At 36.2% G+C, this 17,023-nt stretch carries 16 protein-coding genes; 13 read left to right on the top strand and 3 right to left on the bottom strand.

Annotated elements, in window-relative coordinates; genetic code table 11:
• Window positions 1-486 precede the first annotated feature (486 nt).
• The 10 genes from B0E34_RS09685 to B0E34_RS09640 all read left to right on the top strand — a co-directional run bounded on the left by B0E34_RS09685 (window position 487) and on the right by B0E34_RS09640 (window position 11,817).
• On the top strand, window positions 487-2,586 hold the full coding sequence (locus tag B0E34_RS09685; protein ID WP_087709034.1) for a M13 family metallopeptidase: 2,100 nt from the start codon (window positions 487-489) through the stop codon (window positions 2,584-2,586).
• 156 nt (window positions 2,587-2,742) lie between these two features.
• Complete coding sequence (locus tag B0E34_RS09680; protein WP_087709032.1) at window positions 2,743-3,291, top strand: type VI secretion system contractile sheath small subunit; 549 nt, start codon at window positions 2,743-2,745, stop codon at window positions 3,289-3,291.
• Window positions 3,292-3,312: 21 nt separating this feature from the next.
• Window positions 3,313-4,674, top strand: coding sequence for a DUF5458 family protein (locus B0E34_RS09675; RefSeq protein ID WP_087709030.1), 1,362 nt, complete (start codon window positions 3,313-3,315; stop codon window positions 4,672-4,674).
• Window positions 4,675-4,749: 75 nt separating this feature from the next.
• Window positions 4,750-5,202, top strand: a complete 453-nt coding sequence (locus B0E34_RS09670; protein WP_185117453.1) for a hypothetical protein — start codon at window positions 4,750-4,752, stop codon at window positions 5,200-5,202.
• Window positions 5,203-5,322: 120 nt separating this feature from the next.
• On the top strand, window positions 5,323-6,384 hold the full coding sequence (gene mutY, locus B0E34_RS09665; protein WP_087709028.1) for an A/G-specific adenine glycosylase: 1,062 nt from the start codon (window positions 5,323-5,325) through the stop codon (window positions 6,382-6,384).
• Between the two features lie 600 nt (window positions 6,385-6,984).
• Complete coding sequence (gene gldD / locus B0E34_RS09660; protein ID WP_087709026.1) at window positions 6,985-7,542, top strand: gliding motility lipoprotein GldD; 558 nt, start codon at window positions 6,985-6,987, stop codon at window positions 7,540-7,542.
• A 28-nt stretch (window positions 7,543-7,570) separates the two neighbouring features.
• On the top strand, window positions 7,571-8,494 hold the full coding sequence (locus B0E34_RS09655) for a PfkB family carbohydrate kinase (protein ID WP_087709373.1): 924 nt from the start codon (window positions 7,571-7,573) through the stop codon (window positions 8,492-8,494).
• Between the two features lie 87 nt (window positions 8,495-8,581).
• Window positions 8,582-9,952, top strand: coding sequence for a peptidylprolyl isomerase (locus B0E34_RS09650; RefSeq protein WP_087709024.1), 1,371 nt, complete (start codon window positions 8,582-8,584; stop codon window positions 9,950-9,952).
• Between the two features lie 126 nt (window positions 9,953-10,078).
• The gene (locus tag B0E34_RS09645) at window positions 10,079-11,023 is read left to right on the top strand and encodes an NAD(P)H-dependent flavin oxidoreductase (protein ID WP_087709371.1); all 945 of its coding nucleotides are present in this window, start codon (window positions 10,079-10,081) and stop codon (window positions 11,021-11,023) included.
• Window positions 11,024-11,040: 17 nt separating this feature from the next.
• A complete protein-coding gene (locus B0E34_RS09640; RefSeq protein WP_165762970.1) occupies window positions 11,041-11,817 on the top strand; it encodes an alpha/beta fold hydrolase in 777 nt (258 codons plus the stop codon).
• A 105-nt stretch (window positions 11,818-11,922) separates the two neighbouring features.
• Here the strand turns inward: B0E34_RS09640 and B0E34_RS09635 are convergent, their stop codons facing one another.
• From B0E34_RS09635 to B0E34_RS09625, 3 genes are all read right to left on the bottom strand, one after another.
• A complete protein-coding gene (locus B0E34_RS09635) occupies window positions 11,923-12,540 on the bottom strand; it encodes an HD domain-containing protein (protein ID WP_087709023.1) in 618 nt (205 codons plus the stop codon).
• Window positions 12,541-12,573: 33 nt separating this feature from the next.
• On the bottom strand, window positions 12,574-12,873 hold the full coding sequence (locus B0E34_RS09630; protein WP_087709021.1) for a rhodanese-like domain-containing protein: 300 nt from the start codon (window positions 12,871-12,873) through the stop codon (window positions 12,574-12,576).
• Window positions 12,874-12,949: 76 nt separating this feature from the next.
• Window positions 12,950-14,164 (bottom strand): porin family protein, encoded by a 1,215-nt coding sequence (locus B0E34_RS09625; protein WP_087709019.1) that lies wholly within the window; start codon window positions 14,162-14,164, stop codon window positions 12,950-12,952.
• An 86-nt stretch (window positions 14,165-14,250) separates the two neighbouring features.
• Between B0E34_RS09625 and queG the strand changes: the two genes are divergently transcribed.
• From queG to B0E34_RS09605, 3 genes are all read left to right on the top strand, one after another.
• Window positions 14,251-15,195, top strand: coding sequence for a tRNA epoxyqueuosine(34) reductase QueG (gene queG, locus B0E34_RS09620; protein WP_087709017.1), 945 nt, complete (start codon window positions 14,251-14,253; stop codon window positions 15,193-15,195).
• A gap of 348 nt (window positions 15,196-15,543) precedes the next feature.
• Window positions 15,544-16,227 carry a TIGR02117 family protein gene (locus B0E34_RS09610; RefSeq protein WP_185117452.1) on the top strand — a complete coding sequence of 228 codons (684 nt, stop codon included), beginning with the start codon at window positions 15,544-15,546 and terminating at the stop codon, window positions 16,225-16,227.
• A gap of 8 nt (window positions 16,228-16,235) precedes the next feature.
• Window positions 16,236-16,883, top strand: a complete 648-nt coding sequence (locus B0E34_RS09605; RefSeq protein ID WP_087709014.1) for a murein L,D-transpeptidase catalytic domain-containing protein — start codon at window positions 16,236-16,238, stop codon at window positions 16,881-16,883.
• The last annotated feature ends 140 nt before the right edge of the window (window positions 16,884-17,023 follow it).

Below are 17,023 nucleotides of genomic sequence, written 5' to 3'. Positions count from 1 at the left end.
CATCGCGTTAGAATCAATAAAAATAGATTTCTCCTAAAATCAAAGAACCAAATAATCTAAGTTGCTATCATTTGCTGAGTGAAGCGCCCTTGCGAACAAAAAATACACACTAAAATGTAAAACAAAATCTATCGAAGATCGCGTTAAGATCAATAAAAATAAATTTCTCCTAAAATCAAAGAGCCGAATAATCTAAGTTGCTATCATTTGCTGAGTGAAGCGCCGTTGCGAACAAAAAATACCCACTACAATGCAAAACAAAACCCAGCTAACCTTTGCGTTTAAGAAGACTTATCCCGAACTCAGGTTATTTAATAACTCTTTCGAGCTTTGTATGAAATACTAATACTCACTCAATCAAAATCAAAAAATAAAAATATCAAATCTTCACTTACAGGCTTTTTATCAATTATTATTTATCACTTATCATTTATAATCAAAATTCGTATATTTGGTAAGTTTGTGTAAAATCAAAAACAATTTTTAATGAAAAAGCTAAATATCGGAGTACTTGCCTTTTCAGGTTTGGTATTTTTAAATTCTTGTGGAACAACAAAAACTGCCAATACTCAAAAACCTGAGCCGATGAAAGGAGTTGAAATTGTACAGCCCGAAAAAATGGAAGCAAAAGAAGAAGGATTAAACTTATCGTACATGGATAAAACTGTTCGTCCCCAAGATGATTTTTTTAGCTATGTAAACGGAAACTGGGTAAAGACCACTCAGATTCCTTCCGATAAAGCAAGTTGGGGTTCTTTCAATGCACTCAGAGAAAATGTAGATGATGCTTCTTTGGACATCCTGAACAAAATTTTATCAGAATCTTATCCTGAAGGTTCCGAAGGACAGAAAATCCAGAATCTGTATGCCTCATTTATGGATACCAATAAGAGAAATGCAGAAGGACTAGCTCCGATTAAAGGAGATCTTGCAAAAATTGATGCCATTAAAAACATCGGCGATCTTCAGAAATATCTGCTTGAAGCGACAAAAGTAGGCGACAACTCTTTCTACGGATGGAGAGTAGGTGCAGACCTGAAAGATTCTAAAATGAACGCAGTCTATCTTGGCGGTCCCGATCTTGGACTGGGAAGAGATTATTACCAGAAAGTAAATGAAGCTAACACAAAAACGTTAGCAGAATATCAGACCTATGTCGGAAAATTATTCGGCGTTTTAGGCTATAAAAATTCAGAATCTGCAGCAAAAAACGTAGTGGATTTCGAAAAACAGTTGGCAAACTATTTATTAACGCTTGAACAGAACAGGGATGCTAATTTAAGATACAATCCTAAAAACGTATCAGAATTGCCAGCTTTGGTTAAAAACGTTAATCTTCCGAAATATCTGAAGGATGCCGGAGTAAATACCGACAGAGTCATCATCGGCGAGCTGAAGTATTACCAGAATATGGATTCCTTCCTTACCCAGAAAAATCTTCCTTTACTGAAAGACTATCTGAAATATCACTTAATCAATGGGAATGCAAGCAATCTGGATGAAAATTTAGAGCAGATCAGATTCGATTTCTACTCCAAATATCTTCAGGGGCAAAAAGAACAGCGTCCGATGAACAAAAGAGGGCTTTCTTTGGTAAACAGCGTTTTAGGTGAAGCCTTCGGGAAATTGTATGTGGAGAAATATTTCACACCGGAAGCAAAGGCGCAGATGGAAATGTATATCGAGTACATTCTAAAATCCTTCAAGACACACATTAACGAAATGGATTGGATGTCTCCGGAAACAAAAGTAAAAGCACAGGAAAAATTATCAAAATTCACTGTGAAAATTGCTTATCCGGATAAATGGAAAGATTACACCCAGTTAAAAGTAGAAGCTCCGAAACAGGGAGCAACCTTATATTCCAATCTACAGAATGTTTCAGCTTGGCAGTATCAGAAAAATTTAGATAAAATAGGAAAACCGGTAGACCGAACAGAGTGGGGAATGACGCCGCAAACCGTAAATGCCTATTACAGCGGATCGAACAACGAGATCGTTTTCCCTGCAGCCATTCTTCAGCCGCCATTCTATAATCCAAAAGCCGATGCAGCTGTTAATTTCGGAGGAATCGGAGCCGTTATCGGTCACGAAATTTCTCACGGATTCGATGACAGCGGTTCAAGATTCGACGGAGACGGTAACTTAAATAACTGGTGGACCGATGCAGACCGTAAAAACTTCGACGCAAAAGTAGCACAATTGGCAGCACAGTACAGCGCTTATGAACCGGTGAAAGGAAGCTTCGTTAACGGGAAGTTCACGAGTGGCGAAAACATCGGAGACTTGGGAGGAGTTGCAGTGGCTTACGATGCACTTCAGATGTATCTTAAAGATCACGGAAATCCGGGCTTAATCAGTGGATTTACTCAGGATCAGAGATTCTTCATGAGCTGGGCAACAGTCTGGAGAACAAAATCCACAGATCAGTATATGACCAATCAGGTAAAAACAGATCCGCATTCGCCGGGAATTTTCAGAGCATTCGGTCCGTTGGTCAATCAGGATTCTTTCATCAAAGCATTCGACATCAAACCGGGAGACAAAATGTATAAAGCTCCGCAGGACAGAATAAAAATTTGGTAAGACAAGCCAAAAATTGTTAGAAATGAAAAACGCATCAGAAATGGTGCGTTTTTTATTTAATTTTTCATAGTTTAGTGACATCACAAAATATCAGTTTTTAGTTGATATTTAATTTAAAAAGTTAATATTTCAAGAAAAATCTTAACAAAATTTTGTATGTTACAGTTTTTTTTTAAATTTAAACATTGGATTGGTCAGCTATTTGATGCTGATAAAGACAATACACACCAACATCAGAAATCTCAAAATATTAATAATATGGCAATGTTTAATTATGGCGTTGGCGGAAACGAAGTAAAAGTAGACGCTAATGAAGCTATACAGCAGATTCAGGAGAATAAATCGCTGATAGTAAGCCAGCTTACAACCGACGAATCTTACGTCCCTGAAATTGTAACAGGATTAAAAACTGTGGACGACGTCTTCAAACATTTCCAGCCTTCTGTAAGCGTTCAGCACGAAACGGAGGACGGTAATGTAGTGGAAGAAGAGTTCCGTTTTCAGAATCTTGCGGACTTCACCCCGAAAAATCTTACTCAGAAATCAGATTATTTGCAGCAGTTAAGCATGGAGCAGGAACAGTACAACAAAATTGTACGCCAGCTTAAAACCAATAAAATTCTGCGAAATATGCTGGAAAACGATCAGACAAGAGCTGCATTCGTGGAAGTACTAAAAGAAGTGGCACAGGAACTTGAAAAATAATCTAAAGACGTTACATTAATCATGGACAGTAAATTACAGGCAGCTGAAAACCAACAACAGGGACAGCAGCAACACGCAGGTCAGCCAAAAGGTAATCCGCTTGCCGAACTCAATAAAATAGGAGGTTTTGGTTTTGTAGAATCCGTTGTAGACGGAATTGCAAACATGAACCCCACCAGAAAAGCCAGAAAGGAAATCTTTCTGAACGATAACAATAAAGCAGATGAAAGAAAAGAGCTTCTCCAGAAAATCAATCTTTGGGTAAATCTTCTGGAAGGCAATGATTCTGCCGATAAAATGGCAGATACCTGTAAATCTAAAGCGCAGGCTGCCGATCAGAATTTAAAACTAAATCTTAAAAATACGCTCGATGCAGTCCGTCAACTGGAAACAAACTACAGAACGGTTGCTCAATTCTACAAAAATACCGAACTCGACAAAGTTGACAACGTAAGTATCGTCAATGCAAGTTTAGATCAGGTTTCAGATTTGGATAATCCGATCTTTATTGATGCCATTGCAGAAGAATTTAAGAACTACTACGACCGTTTAGACCTTAGAGACAATTACTCTATTTTAGCAATTCCGGGATATTTGGGATCCAATAAAGTCATTGAAAAATGGGCGAAAATCTGTAACGAAAACAAAGTAATGATGGTAACGGATTTCGCAAATCTTGATAAACCGGATGACGTGGTGGATTTATTCCATTCTGCCAATCTTACAGGAGGAGAATTGCACAGAAGTAATGTCATCATGACCTGTAACTGGCTGGTTGGTCGCGGAAAAGCTGAGGAAGTAGGAGAGGAGGAAAATGTAGAACTTCCGCCATCAACTTCATTGGCAGGAAAAATTCATAAAACATTAATGTCTCAGGTTGCAGCAGGTAAAAAGCACGGAAACATCAATGAAGTGGATGCCGTAAAATTCGAATTAAAGAAAAGCGAAATTTCCCAGTTGGAAAAAATGGGATTGGTTCCCATGGTGAACGAATACGGAAAAATTATGGCTTTCTCCGCAAAAACATTATTTACAGGAGACAATATCGGGCTTCAGACCTATTCTGTCGTTCGCGTATTCGATTACGTAACTAAAGTTTTGCTCGATTTCCTAAACAGAAGAGCTTTCGAAAACTGGAATGCGAGAAATGAAGACGATTTGAGAAGACAAATCGTAACCTTCCTTGACGGAATTAAAGGACCGGATAAACTGATCGAAAAATTCAAAATTGTTCGTTTTGAGCAGGATAAAGTAAACAAAGACAGAGTTTGGCTGGATATTCGTCTTACGCCTTATTTCCCTACAAAAAGTTTCGTTATTAAATTAGACGGACACAAAGGAGACGACGGAAACGAATGGGATGCTGAGTATCTTCAGGACTAAATTTAAACCAATCAATACACAAACCGATGCAATTTTTCATCGGTTTTTTTCTACCAAATCGTTAAAAATAGAAATATGAAAGGCAGGTTATTTTACTTTTTGCCCATAATTTTTGTGATTTTCAGTTGTGAAGATAAAAAAGTACAGCAAAATCATCCAATAGATCTTTTCGCCGACGAAATAAAAGAAGGAAAAGCTTATATCATGAAACCGCAGGAATGCTTTGATGAAAGTGATATGGTGGTTTCTTCATCAAATATCAAACTCATCGATCAGTCTCAAGGGCGTGGAAAATCTATATTTATTTACAGAGTTATTAATGGCAAAGTAGAGAAAACGACGAGAGATTCTATTGTGGATTTTCCGTTCAGTTTTCTGTCTAATCAACAGTTGAAATTCAAAAAAGACTCTGCTTCCTATATTTATCTCAAAAAACTGGAAGGTTATCGCTTCATCGCAAAAGAAAAACATTTAAAACACCAGTGGCTGAAAGCGGCTCCTGTATATTCAGTTCAAAAAGAAAATTAAATTATCTTTGTATTTAATAAACAGACGCTTCGACAAGCTCAGCATGACATTTCTAATACTAGTCGTTTTATTAAAAGTGAATTTTTAGCGTTGTCATGCTCAGATTGTCGAAGCATAAATATGCAGACAGACAAACCTTTGGAAAAAACAAAACAATCAGACTTCAGACACATCGGCAATAAACTTCTTCACTGGTATAAGACAAATGCCCGCGATTTACCTTTCAGACAGACCAAAGATCCTTATAAAATCTGGATTTGTGAGATCGTTTTTCAGCAGACCAGAATTGCTCAGGGATTAGGACATTATAATAATTTTGTTCAGCGTTTTCCGGATGTAAAAACCCTTGCCGAAGCAGACGAAAACGAAGTTTTATTGTATTGGAAAGGATTAGGCTATTATTCCAGAGCGATAAATGTTCATAAGGCAGCGCAGCAGATCATGAACGATTATAATGGTGTTTTTCCTCATGAATACGATGAAATCTTAAAGTTAAAAGGAGTCGGAAAATATACAGCCGCTGCAGTTTCCAGTATTTGCTTTGAGGGTAAAATTCCGGCAGTGGATGGAAACTTTTATCGTGTACTGAGCCGTATTTTTGCAGATGATTTTGATATTTCAAGTTCAAAAGCTTTCAATTATTTTTCCGAACTCGCTCATTTAATCTTACCTGAAAACGTCGGTGATTTCAATCAGGCGATGATGGATTTAGGTTCCGAAATCTGTAAGCCTAAAAATCCTCTTTGCAGCGAATGTCCTTTGAATGAAGACTGTCTGGCTTTTTCATTAAATAAAGTTTCTGAATTTCCGGTAAAAACAAAAAAAGTAAAAGCTGCTGATTTGGAGCTGAAATATTATTTCGTTCACAGAAATGGTCAGTTTTTAATTCAACAGAGAAAAGATGATTTCATCTGGAAAAAGTTATTTGAATTTCCGCCTGAAATTCCTGATGATTTAATTCCATTCATCAAAAGTGTAAAAAATGTAAGCCATAAACTCACGCACAAAAACTTAAGCATAGAAATTTTTAATGTAGAAGTAGAGTCAGAAGAAATATGGCAGAATTTCATTACTGAAAATAATTTCATTGTAACTGATGTTGAAGGTTCTCACGAAAAATCCTTCCCAAAACCGTTGGAGAATTATATTCAGAATTATGGAACGGCATACAGAATTTTGTAATGTCATTGCGAGGAGCGAAGCGAGTCTGTGCTGAGCGCGTCGAAGTAAAGCAATCTCAAAAAATATAAAATTTTTATGATTATATGTTTATCATTCGCTGAGTGAAACGCCCTTGCGAACGAAAAAATATTCGTAATAAATAAGAAAAAGACTCGCGCTCTTTGCTTTAAAATAGATTCTTCACTCCGCTTCGCTATGTTCTGAATGACAAAATGATTTCTTCTTATTATTGAAAGAGAATTATTTATGCATTTATCATTTGCTGAGTGAAACGCCGTTGCGAACGAAAAAATATTCACAATAATATTCAAAAAAGAATTGCGCTCTTTGTGTTAAATAGATTCGTTACTCCGCTTCGCTCCGATCAGAATGACAAAATGCTGCATAATGTATAACAAGTCATTATCTTTGTTGTCTTAGTTAAGTGAAACGCCTCTGCGAACTTAAAAATATCCATTAAGTTTTAAAAGAAAAATCTTCGCGTTCTCCGCGTTCAAAAAACAAAGCCTCCAAAAACAAAATTCAAGCTCAATCTCAAAACCCATTGAAATCCCGAAATTTGTCTTCCGAAATCTGAAATCTAATTTGTACTTTTGCAAAATGTTTAAAAACGCCATTTTTATTTTTGCAGCCTTACTTTTGGTATCTTGCGGAAAAGATCCCGTTCCGAAGCCTTACGGAGAACTTCGACTGGAATATCCCGCACCGAAATATCAGAAATTCGAAAACAACTGTAATTATACATTTGAATATTCAGATTTTGCAAACATTACCGACGCAAAAAAGCCTTGTTGGTACTATCTGAACTATCCGAAAATGAAAGCCAAAGTTTTTGTAACGTATTACCCGATACAGAACGATTTTGCAGCCCATATTCAGGAAGCAGAAAAAATGGTGTATGAACATACGATAAAAGCAAGCGCAATCGACACAAAATCTTTCGAATATCCTGAAAAAAAGGTATATGGAAATTTTTATGAACTGAAGGGTCAGAGCGCTTCCAATCTTCAGTTTTACATTACAGACAGTACCAAACACTTTGTGACTGCCTATTTATACTTTAACACAAGACCGAAACCGGATTCTTTGGCTCCTGCGGTAGATTATATCAAAAGAGATATGAAACACCTGCTGGACACATTTGAATGGAAAAAATAATTTACTTTTAAAATACTTTGAAAAAAATATGAAACTTTTAGTTGTAGGAAGTGTTGCGTTCGACGCAATTGAGACGCCATTTGGAAAAACAGATAAAATTTTAGGAGGTGCAGCCACGTACATCGGGATCACTTCATCCATTTTGGGCGTTAAGTCCGGAATCGTTTCTGTGGTAGGAGGAGATTTTCCGCAGGAGTATCTTGATATGTTCACAAACAGAGACGTTAATATAGAAGGAATTGAGATCGTAAAAGAAGGGAAAACATTCTTCTGGGCAGGAAAATACCACAACGACCTGAATACAAGAGATACTCTGGCAACTGAAGTAAACGTTCTTGAAAACTTTGATCCTAAAATTCCGGATTCTATGCAGGATGCAGAAATCTTATTATTAGGAAATCTTCACCCGGGAGTACAGCTTTCCGTACTTGAAAAAATGAACAACCGTCCGAAGCTTGTTATTCTTGATACCATGAATTTCTGGATGGATACAGCTTTGGAAATACTAATGCAGATGATTGCCAAAACAGACGTGATTTCAATCAACGATGAAGAAGCAAGACAGCTTTCAGGAGAATATTCTTTGGTAAAAGCAGCTAAAAAGATCCACGAAATGGGACCGAAGTTCGTTATCATTAAAAAAGGAGAACACGGAGCTTTGCTTTTCCACGATCATAAAGTATTTGCTATTCCGGCTTTGCCACTGGAAGAAGTTTTCGATCCTACCGGAGCGGGAGATACTTTCGCAGGAGGTTTTGCAGCCTATTTAGCTAAAAAAGGAACATTCGATTTCGAAACCATGAAGTCTGCATTAATCGTAGGTTCGGCAATGGCTTCTTTCACAGTTGAGAAATTCGGGACAGAAAGAATTCAGGAAGTAACCGAATCGGATGTGTTCGGAAGACTGAAGCAGTTTAAAGAATTAACAACTTTCGACGTAGAAGTACAATAAATACCTCTTTTTAAGAAATATTTATAATAAAAAATTTAGTGTAATTCATTAAGAATTCTAAATTTGCAACTTGTTTAAAATAGTAAAATGATAAATAAACTTAAGATCACTTTTCTTTTTGGAATTTTCATCATGTTGTTTGGTGCAAATATGATGAACGCTCAGTTAAAACAGGGAGATTTAGTGGACGGAATTGCTGCTGTTATCGGTGATGAAATTGTATTGGAATCTGACGTTAACGAGCAGATGAATTATGCAAAACAGCAGGGAGCTTCCAATATAGATAAGTGTGAGTTTTTGGAAAACTTACTGAATAATAAGCTTTTGGTATACGAAGCGAAAAAAGATACCCTGATTGATAACCGTTCTGCCGCAATTAAAGAACAGGCAAATGCAAAATATCAGCAGTTGCTTTCTCAGTTTCCTGACGAAAAAACAATGTTGGCTGCCTATAAATTCAGAAATGGATATGAAATGAAAAATGCGATCGAAAAAATCGATACAGACCAATATTACGGACAGGCTAAAATTCAGAGAATTACAGACAAAGCAGACGTAACGCCAAACGAGGTAACCGACTTCTATAATTTGTATAAAAGTCAGCTTCCTGAGATCAAAGATGAGGTTTCACTATCTCAGATTATGATGTATCCTAAGCTTACCGAAGCTCATAAAGATGAACTCATCAATAAGCTTAAAAAGATCAAAAAAGATATTGAAGGAGGAGAATCTTTCGAAAGTCAGGCAAGGATTTTCTCTGAAGATAAAGGAACCGCTTCCAACGGAGGTTTAATGAAAAACATTTCCAAAGGACAGATGGTAAAACCTTTTGAAGCAGCCGCTTTAAATCTTCAGGAAGGAGAAATTTCAGAACCTGTAGAAACAGAATTCGGATATCACTTAATCCAGCTTATTAAAAAATCAGGTAAAATCTACGAGGCAAGACACATCCTTTTAATGGCTGTTCCTACGGATGACGAAATTAAAACAGCAAAAGCTAAGTTAGACAGCATCAGAGGTTTAATTGTCAACGGAAAAATGACATTCAAAGATGCTACCTTCAAATTCTCAGACGATAAAAGAACGAAATTCAATGCAGGAGTTATTCCGGGAGCAGACGGATCTAATAAAATCGAAAGAGAAACAGTTCCGGGAACAATCAGCTATGAATTAGCAGGTTTAAACAAAGGAGACATTACGAACGCTTTCGATGATATGGATGAAAGAGAGAGAAAAGTGGTAAAAATCGTAAAAGTAGAAGATGTAATTCCTGCTCACCAGATTATTCTGGAAACAGATTACGATAGAGTAAAGCAGATGGCGCTGAACAAAAAGCGAAATGAAATGATCGAAAAATTTGTTAATTCAAAACTTCCGACAACATTCATCTCCATCGACGGACGTTACGATTCTTGTAACTTCAAAGCCAACTGGAAAAGAGATTCAATTAAAAAATAATCATCAAAACCTTCAGAATTTCTGAAGGTTTTTTTATGCCCAAAATCTTCTGAAAACCGCTATTTTTATTATTTTTACAAGATGAGCATTTTCATAGATTTTAATTCAGCAAAAAAGCTTCACCAGATGAATTCACAACAAAATAAGATTACACAACTCTTTAATATACAATATCCTATCATTCAGGCAGGCATGATCTGGCATTCCGGATGGAAGCTGGCTTCTGCCGTTTCCAATTGCGGCGGTCTAGGATTAATCGGCGCAGGAAGCATGTATCCCGATATTTTAAGGGAGAATATCCGGAAATGTAAACAGGCTACAGACAAACCTTTCGGAGTAAATGTACCGATGCTGTATCCTAATCTGGATGAAGTAATTCAGATTATTCTGGAAGAAGGAGTGAAGATCGTTTTCACTTCAGCCGGAAACCCTAAAACATATACCGAAACTTTGCAGAAAGAAGGTTTAAAAGTTGCTCATGTGGTTTCTTCAACAAAATTTGCCATGAAATGCGAAGAGGCAGGAGTAGATGCCGTAGTTGCAGAAGGATTTGAAGCAGGAGGTCACAACGGAAGAGATGAAACCACAACATTCTGCCTGATCCCGAATGTAAGAAAACATATTTCCAAACCGCTGATTGCAGCAGGAGGAATTGCTCTAGGTTCCCAGATGAAAGCAGCCATGATTTTAGGCGCAGACGGTGTTCAGATCGGTTCCCGTTTCGCTGCCACTGTAGAAGCAAGTGCCCATGAAAACTGGAAAAACAAAATTACAGAACTTCAGGAAGGAGATACCCATCTTACCCTTAAAGAACTCGCGCCTGTAAGAATGGTTAAAAATAAGTTTTTTAATGAACTGGAGGAGATCTACAACGTTGGAAGAAACAAAGAGTCTCTAATAGCTTCTTTAGGACGTGCAAGAGCCAAAAAAGGGATGTTTGAAGGTGATATGGAAGAAGGCGAACTCGAAATCGGGCAGGTTTCTGCGTTAATTGATGAAGTTCTTCCAGTAGAAACTGTTTTTCAGAATTTACTTAAAGAATTTAACGAAATCAATACGCCAAGTTTATAAAATTAATCTGAAAGTTAATGGAAGGAAGGATTGTTAATGTCAACGGAAAAAAACTTTATATAAAATATCAAAAAACTTTTGAAAATAAACCAACCATCGTCTTTTTGCACGATTCTTTAGGCTGCACTCAGCTTTGGAGAGATTTTCTCGAGAAACTGGCTTCACAGACACAATGTAATGTGTTGGTCTACGACCGTTTAGGCTACGGAAAATCTTTTCCTATGCTTACCTATGAAAGAGAAAACAATTATATGGAGCAGGAAGCCGATCTCCTGAATGACCTCTTAAAAGAATTGAAAATAAATGATATAATCCTTTTCGGACACAGCGACGGCGGAAACATTGCCTTGATTTTCGCCGCCAGATATCCTGAAAAAGTTACTGCCACTCTTTGCGAAGCCGGACATATTTTCGTGGAAGACATAACAATAAACGGTGTAAAAGATGCCTTTGAAGCTTATAAAACAACCAATCTTCCGCAACGTCTGGCAAAATATCACGGCGATAAAGTTGAAATGATAGTAAAAGCCTGGACGGAAATTTGGTTAAGCAACAAATTCAGAAGTTGGAATATTGAATACCTCCTGAAAGATATCACTTCACCTTTGTTATTTATTCAGGGAGAAAATGACGAATACGGAACAGTGGATCAGGTGGAAAAAACAATTTCTCAGGTAAGCGGAACCGCAGAAAAATTCATCATCCCAAACATCGGACATACACCGCACAAAGAAATTCCGGATGCGGTTCTGCAAAAATCTACAGAGTTTATCTCCTCAATTATAAAGGGATAATACTGAAAAATAGTTTGTGAAATTTAAGCAGCATTACATTCCCCTCCTTTGGAGGGGTGGCAAAAATTCAAAGAATTTTTGACGGGGTGGTTAATAAATGCAAAATCAAAGCCCATCAATTTCCATCTGAATATTCTTTCTCGCAATATCCTCATACTTTTCTTTAAAAATGAAGGTTTTAAAAATATCTTTCCGCTCAAGAAAATGTTTTAAAACCTTTTTTCTTCCCGGTTTATAAAGCAAATCGGGATAGATGGAATATTCCTTTCTTATCTTTTTCGTGTAATCAATGTATACTTGAGAATCTTTTCCGAGAATCGAAAGATCGGCATCCAGAAGATAATTGATATCGCTGTCTTCAGACAAATGATGCGATTTGGTGGCAATAATCTGCTCCGAAATTTTTTGAATGAAATAAGAGTCTACATTAAGTTTTTTCAGTCTTACCGCAGCAAACTCAGCACTTTTTTCTTCGTTTGATTTTGATGAAGCATCATAAATAACATCATGGTAAAAAACAGAAAATGAGAGAACAGGATAATTTTCAATTTCATCTTTTACAGTATCCAGTTCGGAAAACATATTTTCCAGATGCTCAAGAGTATGATAATATCTCCCTTTTTTAGTATATTTCTTTTCAATTTCAGACCACAGATCTCCAATAAGATTTTGATCTTCGGTAAATAAAAGACAATTTTGCAGAAATCTTTCTTTCAGGTTCATTTTCAAAAATTTTTAGATAAAAAAAGGAACTTTTTAAAAAGTTCCCTGATTTGCTTCCAGATTTGCTTTCAGCTCAGCCCAGCCTCCGCCGTTGTAGCCGTCCTTCAAACCTTGAGAGGTAAGATATTCCAAAGCCTTTCCGCTTCTGTTTCCGCTTCTGCAGAACAAAATCACCGGCTTCTCAATAGACAGAATTTCTTCTTGTCTGTCTTCCACTTCTCCCAAAGGAATATTTTTAGCACCCTCAATGTTTCCGTCCATTTCAAGTTCCATAGGTTCACGAACGTCGATTAATGCATAATTTCCTGATTTTATAACTTCTGATAAAGACATAATTTGTTTTATTAGATTAAACTTATAACGAAAATACGTAAAATTTTACTGAAAAATTACAATTTTACAGCTTTTTCTAAAACAGCGTATATCCAAAGATCACAGAAGAAGTCTGATATTTTGAAGTCCAGTTTAAATAGTTTTGCATCAGATTTCTATTGGTGGATGTTCTAAACTCAACCTGAAATTTATTGTTATAATTATATCCTACGCCGAAAGCAAAATTATTTCCAGAAGATATTTTCAGAGTACTGTAATCATAGCGAATGTTTGATTTCATCTCTATATCAATAATATATGCGGCATTGATGAAGATTTTCGATTTATCATTTAAAAAGAAATAATGTCTTACTCCCAAAGGAATTTCAATTGATTTGTAGTCTACACTTCTGATCGATTTGGCTTCAAAAGGCTGTCCCTGATAAATGGTAGACTCTTTTTCTGTTTTGTAATACTGATAAGTAGGTTCTGCAAAAAGTGCCCATTTGTTTTTATTGAAAGGAAGAATAAACTCGGCTTCCACACCAATTCTGAAAGAAACTTTATTTCCAAACTTACTGTTTTCGTTCGTAGGATAATAATCATTCGTCATTTCAAAAGACGAAAAATTAATTCCCGGTCTTACTGTAAGATTAAAAAGATCCCTCTTTTCATAATTTTTATCGTAATTTACCGCAGAACCGTCAGAACATTCGTTATATTTCAAAAAAATCTTCGTCAGGTCTTTAGATTTGTAATTCAGTCTATTAATTTCCGTAAGATCTATACCACATTTAAGATTGTCAAGAATCTGCTTTTTATATTCTTCATTGTAACCAATTGATGAACTTTCTATATAATATGGCTTATAAACAAGCTGCTTTACTTCAGAATCATTTACAGAGAAAAAAAATCTTTCAAGATCATCATGTTCATAGTAGAATAAATCAGCTTTTCCATCTATAATATATTTTAAGAAAACAGTTTTTTCGGTAAAATTGGGCTTTTTTTCGTAAGACATTTCCTGAAGCTGATCCGAAGAAAGATCAATCATCACGCTTTTTCTTATATATTTTTGCTCATTATCAACTCCAAACTCCTGAATATTTTTAATGGATTCTTTCTTTGTTTCCGCGGAAGATTCATCGGTCTTGTATTCAAATTCTGTAGGATTGCTTTTCCAGTCCAGATTTTTGATCAGAACTTCGCTTCTTTGTCCTGAGTTATTAACGAAATAACCTTTTTCAAATTTGATTTGTGCGTTAAAAAACGCTGCTGAAATAAGTCCTGCGAACAGGAAGATTTTTTTCATGGGTATTATTTTTCCTTGATTATAAGGTCTGAATTTTTCAAACGCGGCAAAATTATAAAATAATCTTAATTTTGCAATGGTAAATCATGACTTCAAACGCAGAAAAATATACACAGCTTATAAAATCCAAGGCAAAAAGTTTTGGATTTCAGAATTGTGGAATTTCTAAAGCAGATTTTCTTGAGGAAGAAGCCAAACCACTCGAAAACTGGCTGAAAAATAACTTTCACGGCGAAATGAAGTACATGGAAAATCATTTTGATAAAAGGCTGGATCCAAGATTATTGGTGGAAGGTTCCAAGTCTGTAATTTCTCTTTCCTACAATTATTTCCCCGAAGAAAAAATTTCTACTCTCGAAAACTTTAAAATTTCCAAATATGCGTATGCGGAAGATTACCATGAAGTCATCAAAGATATCATGCGTTCAATGGTTGCTGAGCTTCAGGAAGAAATCGGGGAATTCGGATTTCGTGTTTTTGTAGATTCTGCGCCGGTTCTGGAAAGAAGCTGGGCGAGAAAATCAGGAATCGGATGGGTAGGAAAAAACGCAAATTTAATTACAAGACAAAGCGGCTCATTTTATTTTTTAGCTGAAATAATATGCGATCTGGAACTTGTTGCAGATTATCCCGTAACCGACCATTGCGGAACTTGTCGGAAATGTATTGATGCGTGTCCCACCAACGCGATTGTTTCGGAAAAGTTGATTGACGGGAGCAAATGCATTTCTTACGCAACCATCGAGCTGAAAGACTCCATTCCTGATTATTTTCAGGACAAGATGGACGACTGGATGTTTGGCTGTGATGTTTGTCAGGACGTCTGTCCGTGGAACCGTTTTTCGTCACCTCATAAGCAAACCAAATTCAAACCGAACGAATCTTTAAAAAACTTTAAAAAAGGAGAATGGAAGGAGCTCACGCAGGAGCTGTTTTCCGAAATTTTCCGCAAATCGCCTGTGAAGAGAGCAAAATTTGCCGGATTGAAAAGAAATATAGAGTTTCTGGAGAAATCTTCACAAAATAAGTGAAATCATTTTGGCGGATAAACCCTTATCTGGAATTTTTGAAGTTCCAGAGTAAGAAGGTTGAAAGCCCATTCCTTAAATGGATTGTTTAAGGAGGGAAAGATGGCAGGTAAGAATTTTAAAAAAATTTCAGACTAAAAAAATGTATTCTGAAAATAAAATGGTTAAATATCAGCGTTTTTTCTGTATTCTTTTTGGAGCTACTTTTACTCTTACTTTAAATCTTTTGTTGGATTTCATGTTTTTGTGCATATTTTTGAATATTTGGTACTTAAATTTAGCGAAAATTCCGATTGAAACAAATACTTTTGCGAAAAATTATTAATTAAATTTTATTAACTTTAAAAAACCATGAACGTGAAAAAGATGTTACTTCTCATTATAAAAGCCATAGGAATTATTGTAGGAATTGTTGTTCTGTATGTCGCCTTAGGTTACTTTTTACCATTTATTGAAGTTTCAGCGAAGGATGACGGACAGAAGAAAGAAATTCCTGTTTATATTTATACCAACGGCGTTCATACGGATATTGTAATGCCTGTAAAAAATGATGTACAGGATTGGAGCACAAAAATCCCGTTCAGCAATACGAAATCCAAAAGTACAGATTACAATTATGTAGGAATAGGATGGGGAGATAAAGGATTTTATCTCGACACTCCGACTTGGGCAGATCTTAAGTTTTCGACGGCTTTTAAAGCAGCTTTCTGGCTTAGTGAATCGGCAATGCACTGTACTTTCTATAAAACTATGAAGGAAGGCGACGACTGTAAAAAAATTATGATCAGCAAGGATCAGTATAAAAAACTGGTAGATTTTGTAGATGCTAAATTTGATAAAGACCAAAACGGAAACTACAATCTTGTTCCTACAAATGCTGTTTACGGTAATGATGATGCGTTCTATGATGCACAGGGAAAATACAGCTTCCTGAATACCTGCAATACCTGGGCAAATGATGCTCTGAAAGCGGCGGATCAAAAAGCGGCATTCTGGACTCCTTCAGATTACGGAATATTTTTACATTACAAATAGTTTTTCTCGTGAACTTTTTAAGGTTAATCATTGTATTTCAGCTTTTCCTTTCGTGTAAACAGGAAGCTAAAACGCTCACCGAACCTAGAGAATCAGTTGTTTCGAAAGAAGAGAAAAAGCCCGAAATTGATTTAATTAAAACAAAATCGAAAGCCGAAGAAGCACTTACATTCTGCAAATCCAATCAGTTCAATACAGATTTTTGCATTCTGATTGATATGAGTCTGCATTCCGGAGTGAAAAGACTGGTTGTGTGGGATTTTAAAACAAACTCTGCTTCAAAAAAATATCTGGTTGGTCACGGTTGCGGAGAAAACCAGTGGAGCAGTGACGAATCTAAAGACCATCCGACATTCAGCAATGAAGACGGAAGTCACCTTTCATCACTCGGCAAATACAAAATTCAGGGGAGAGGTTACAGCGACTGGGGAATTCATGTAAAATATCTCATGCACGGTCTGGAAAAAACCAACAGCAATGCGCTGCAACGATTCATTGTTTTTCATTCCTGGAATCTGATGAGCGATAAAGAAGTCTTCCCGAAAGGTTCGCCCGAAGGTTGGGGTTGTCCTACCATATCCAATAATGCGATGAAAGAGATAGATCCGATGCTTCAGAAGTCTAAAAAGCCTGTTCTGATGTGGATTTATAATTAAAAAATTTAGAGCCTATTTAAATATTGCTAAATAAAAGTTTTATAGCTTTTCTTGATTAAAAACTTGTGATAAGTTTGCCTACAATATTTAAAGAATACTAAAAGTTAAAAATATTCATTTAAAATAATACATTAGAAAAA

The organism is Chryseobacterium mucoviscidosis, assembly GCF_002177115.1.
Classification (GTDB): Bacteria; Bacteroidota; Bacteroidia; order Flavobacteriales; family Weeksellaceae; genus Chryseobacterium; species Chryseobacterium mucoviscidosis.
The sequence above is the reverse complement of the archived record's forward strand: the minus strand, read 5'-3'. Positions and strand labels throughout refer to the sequence as shown.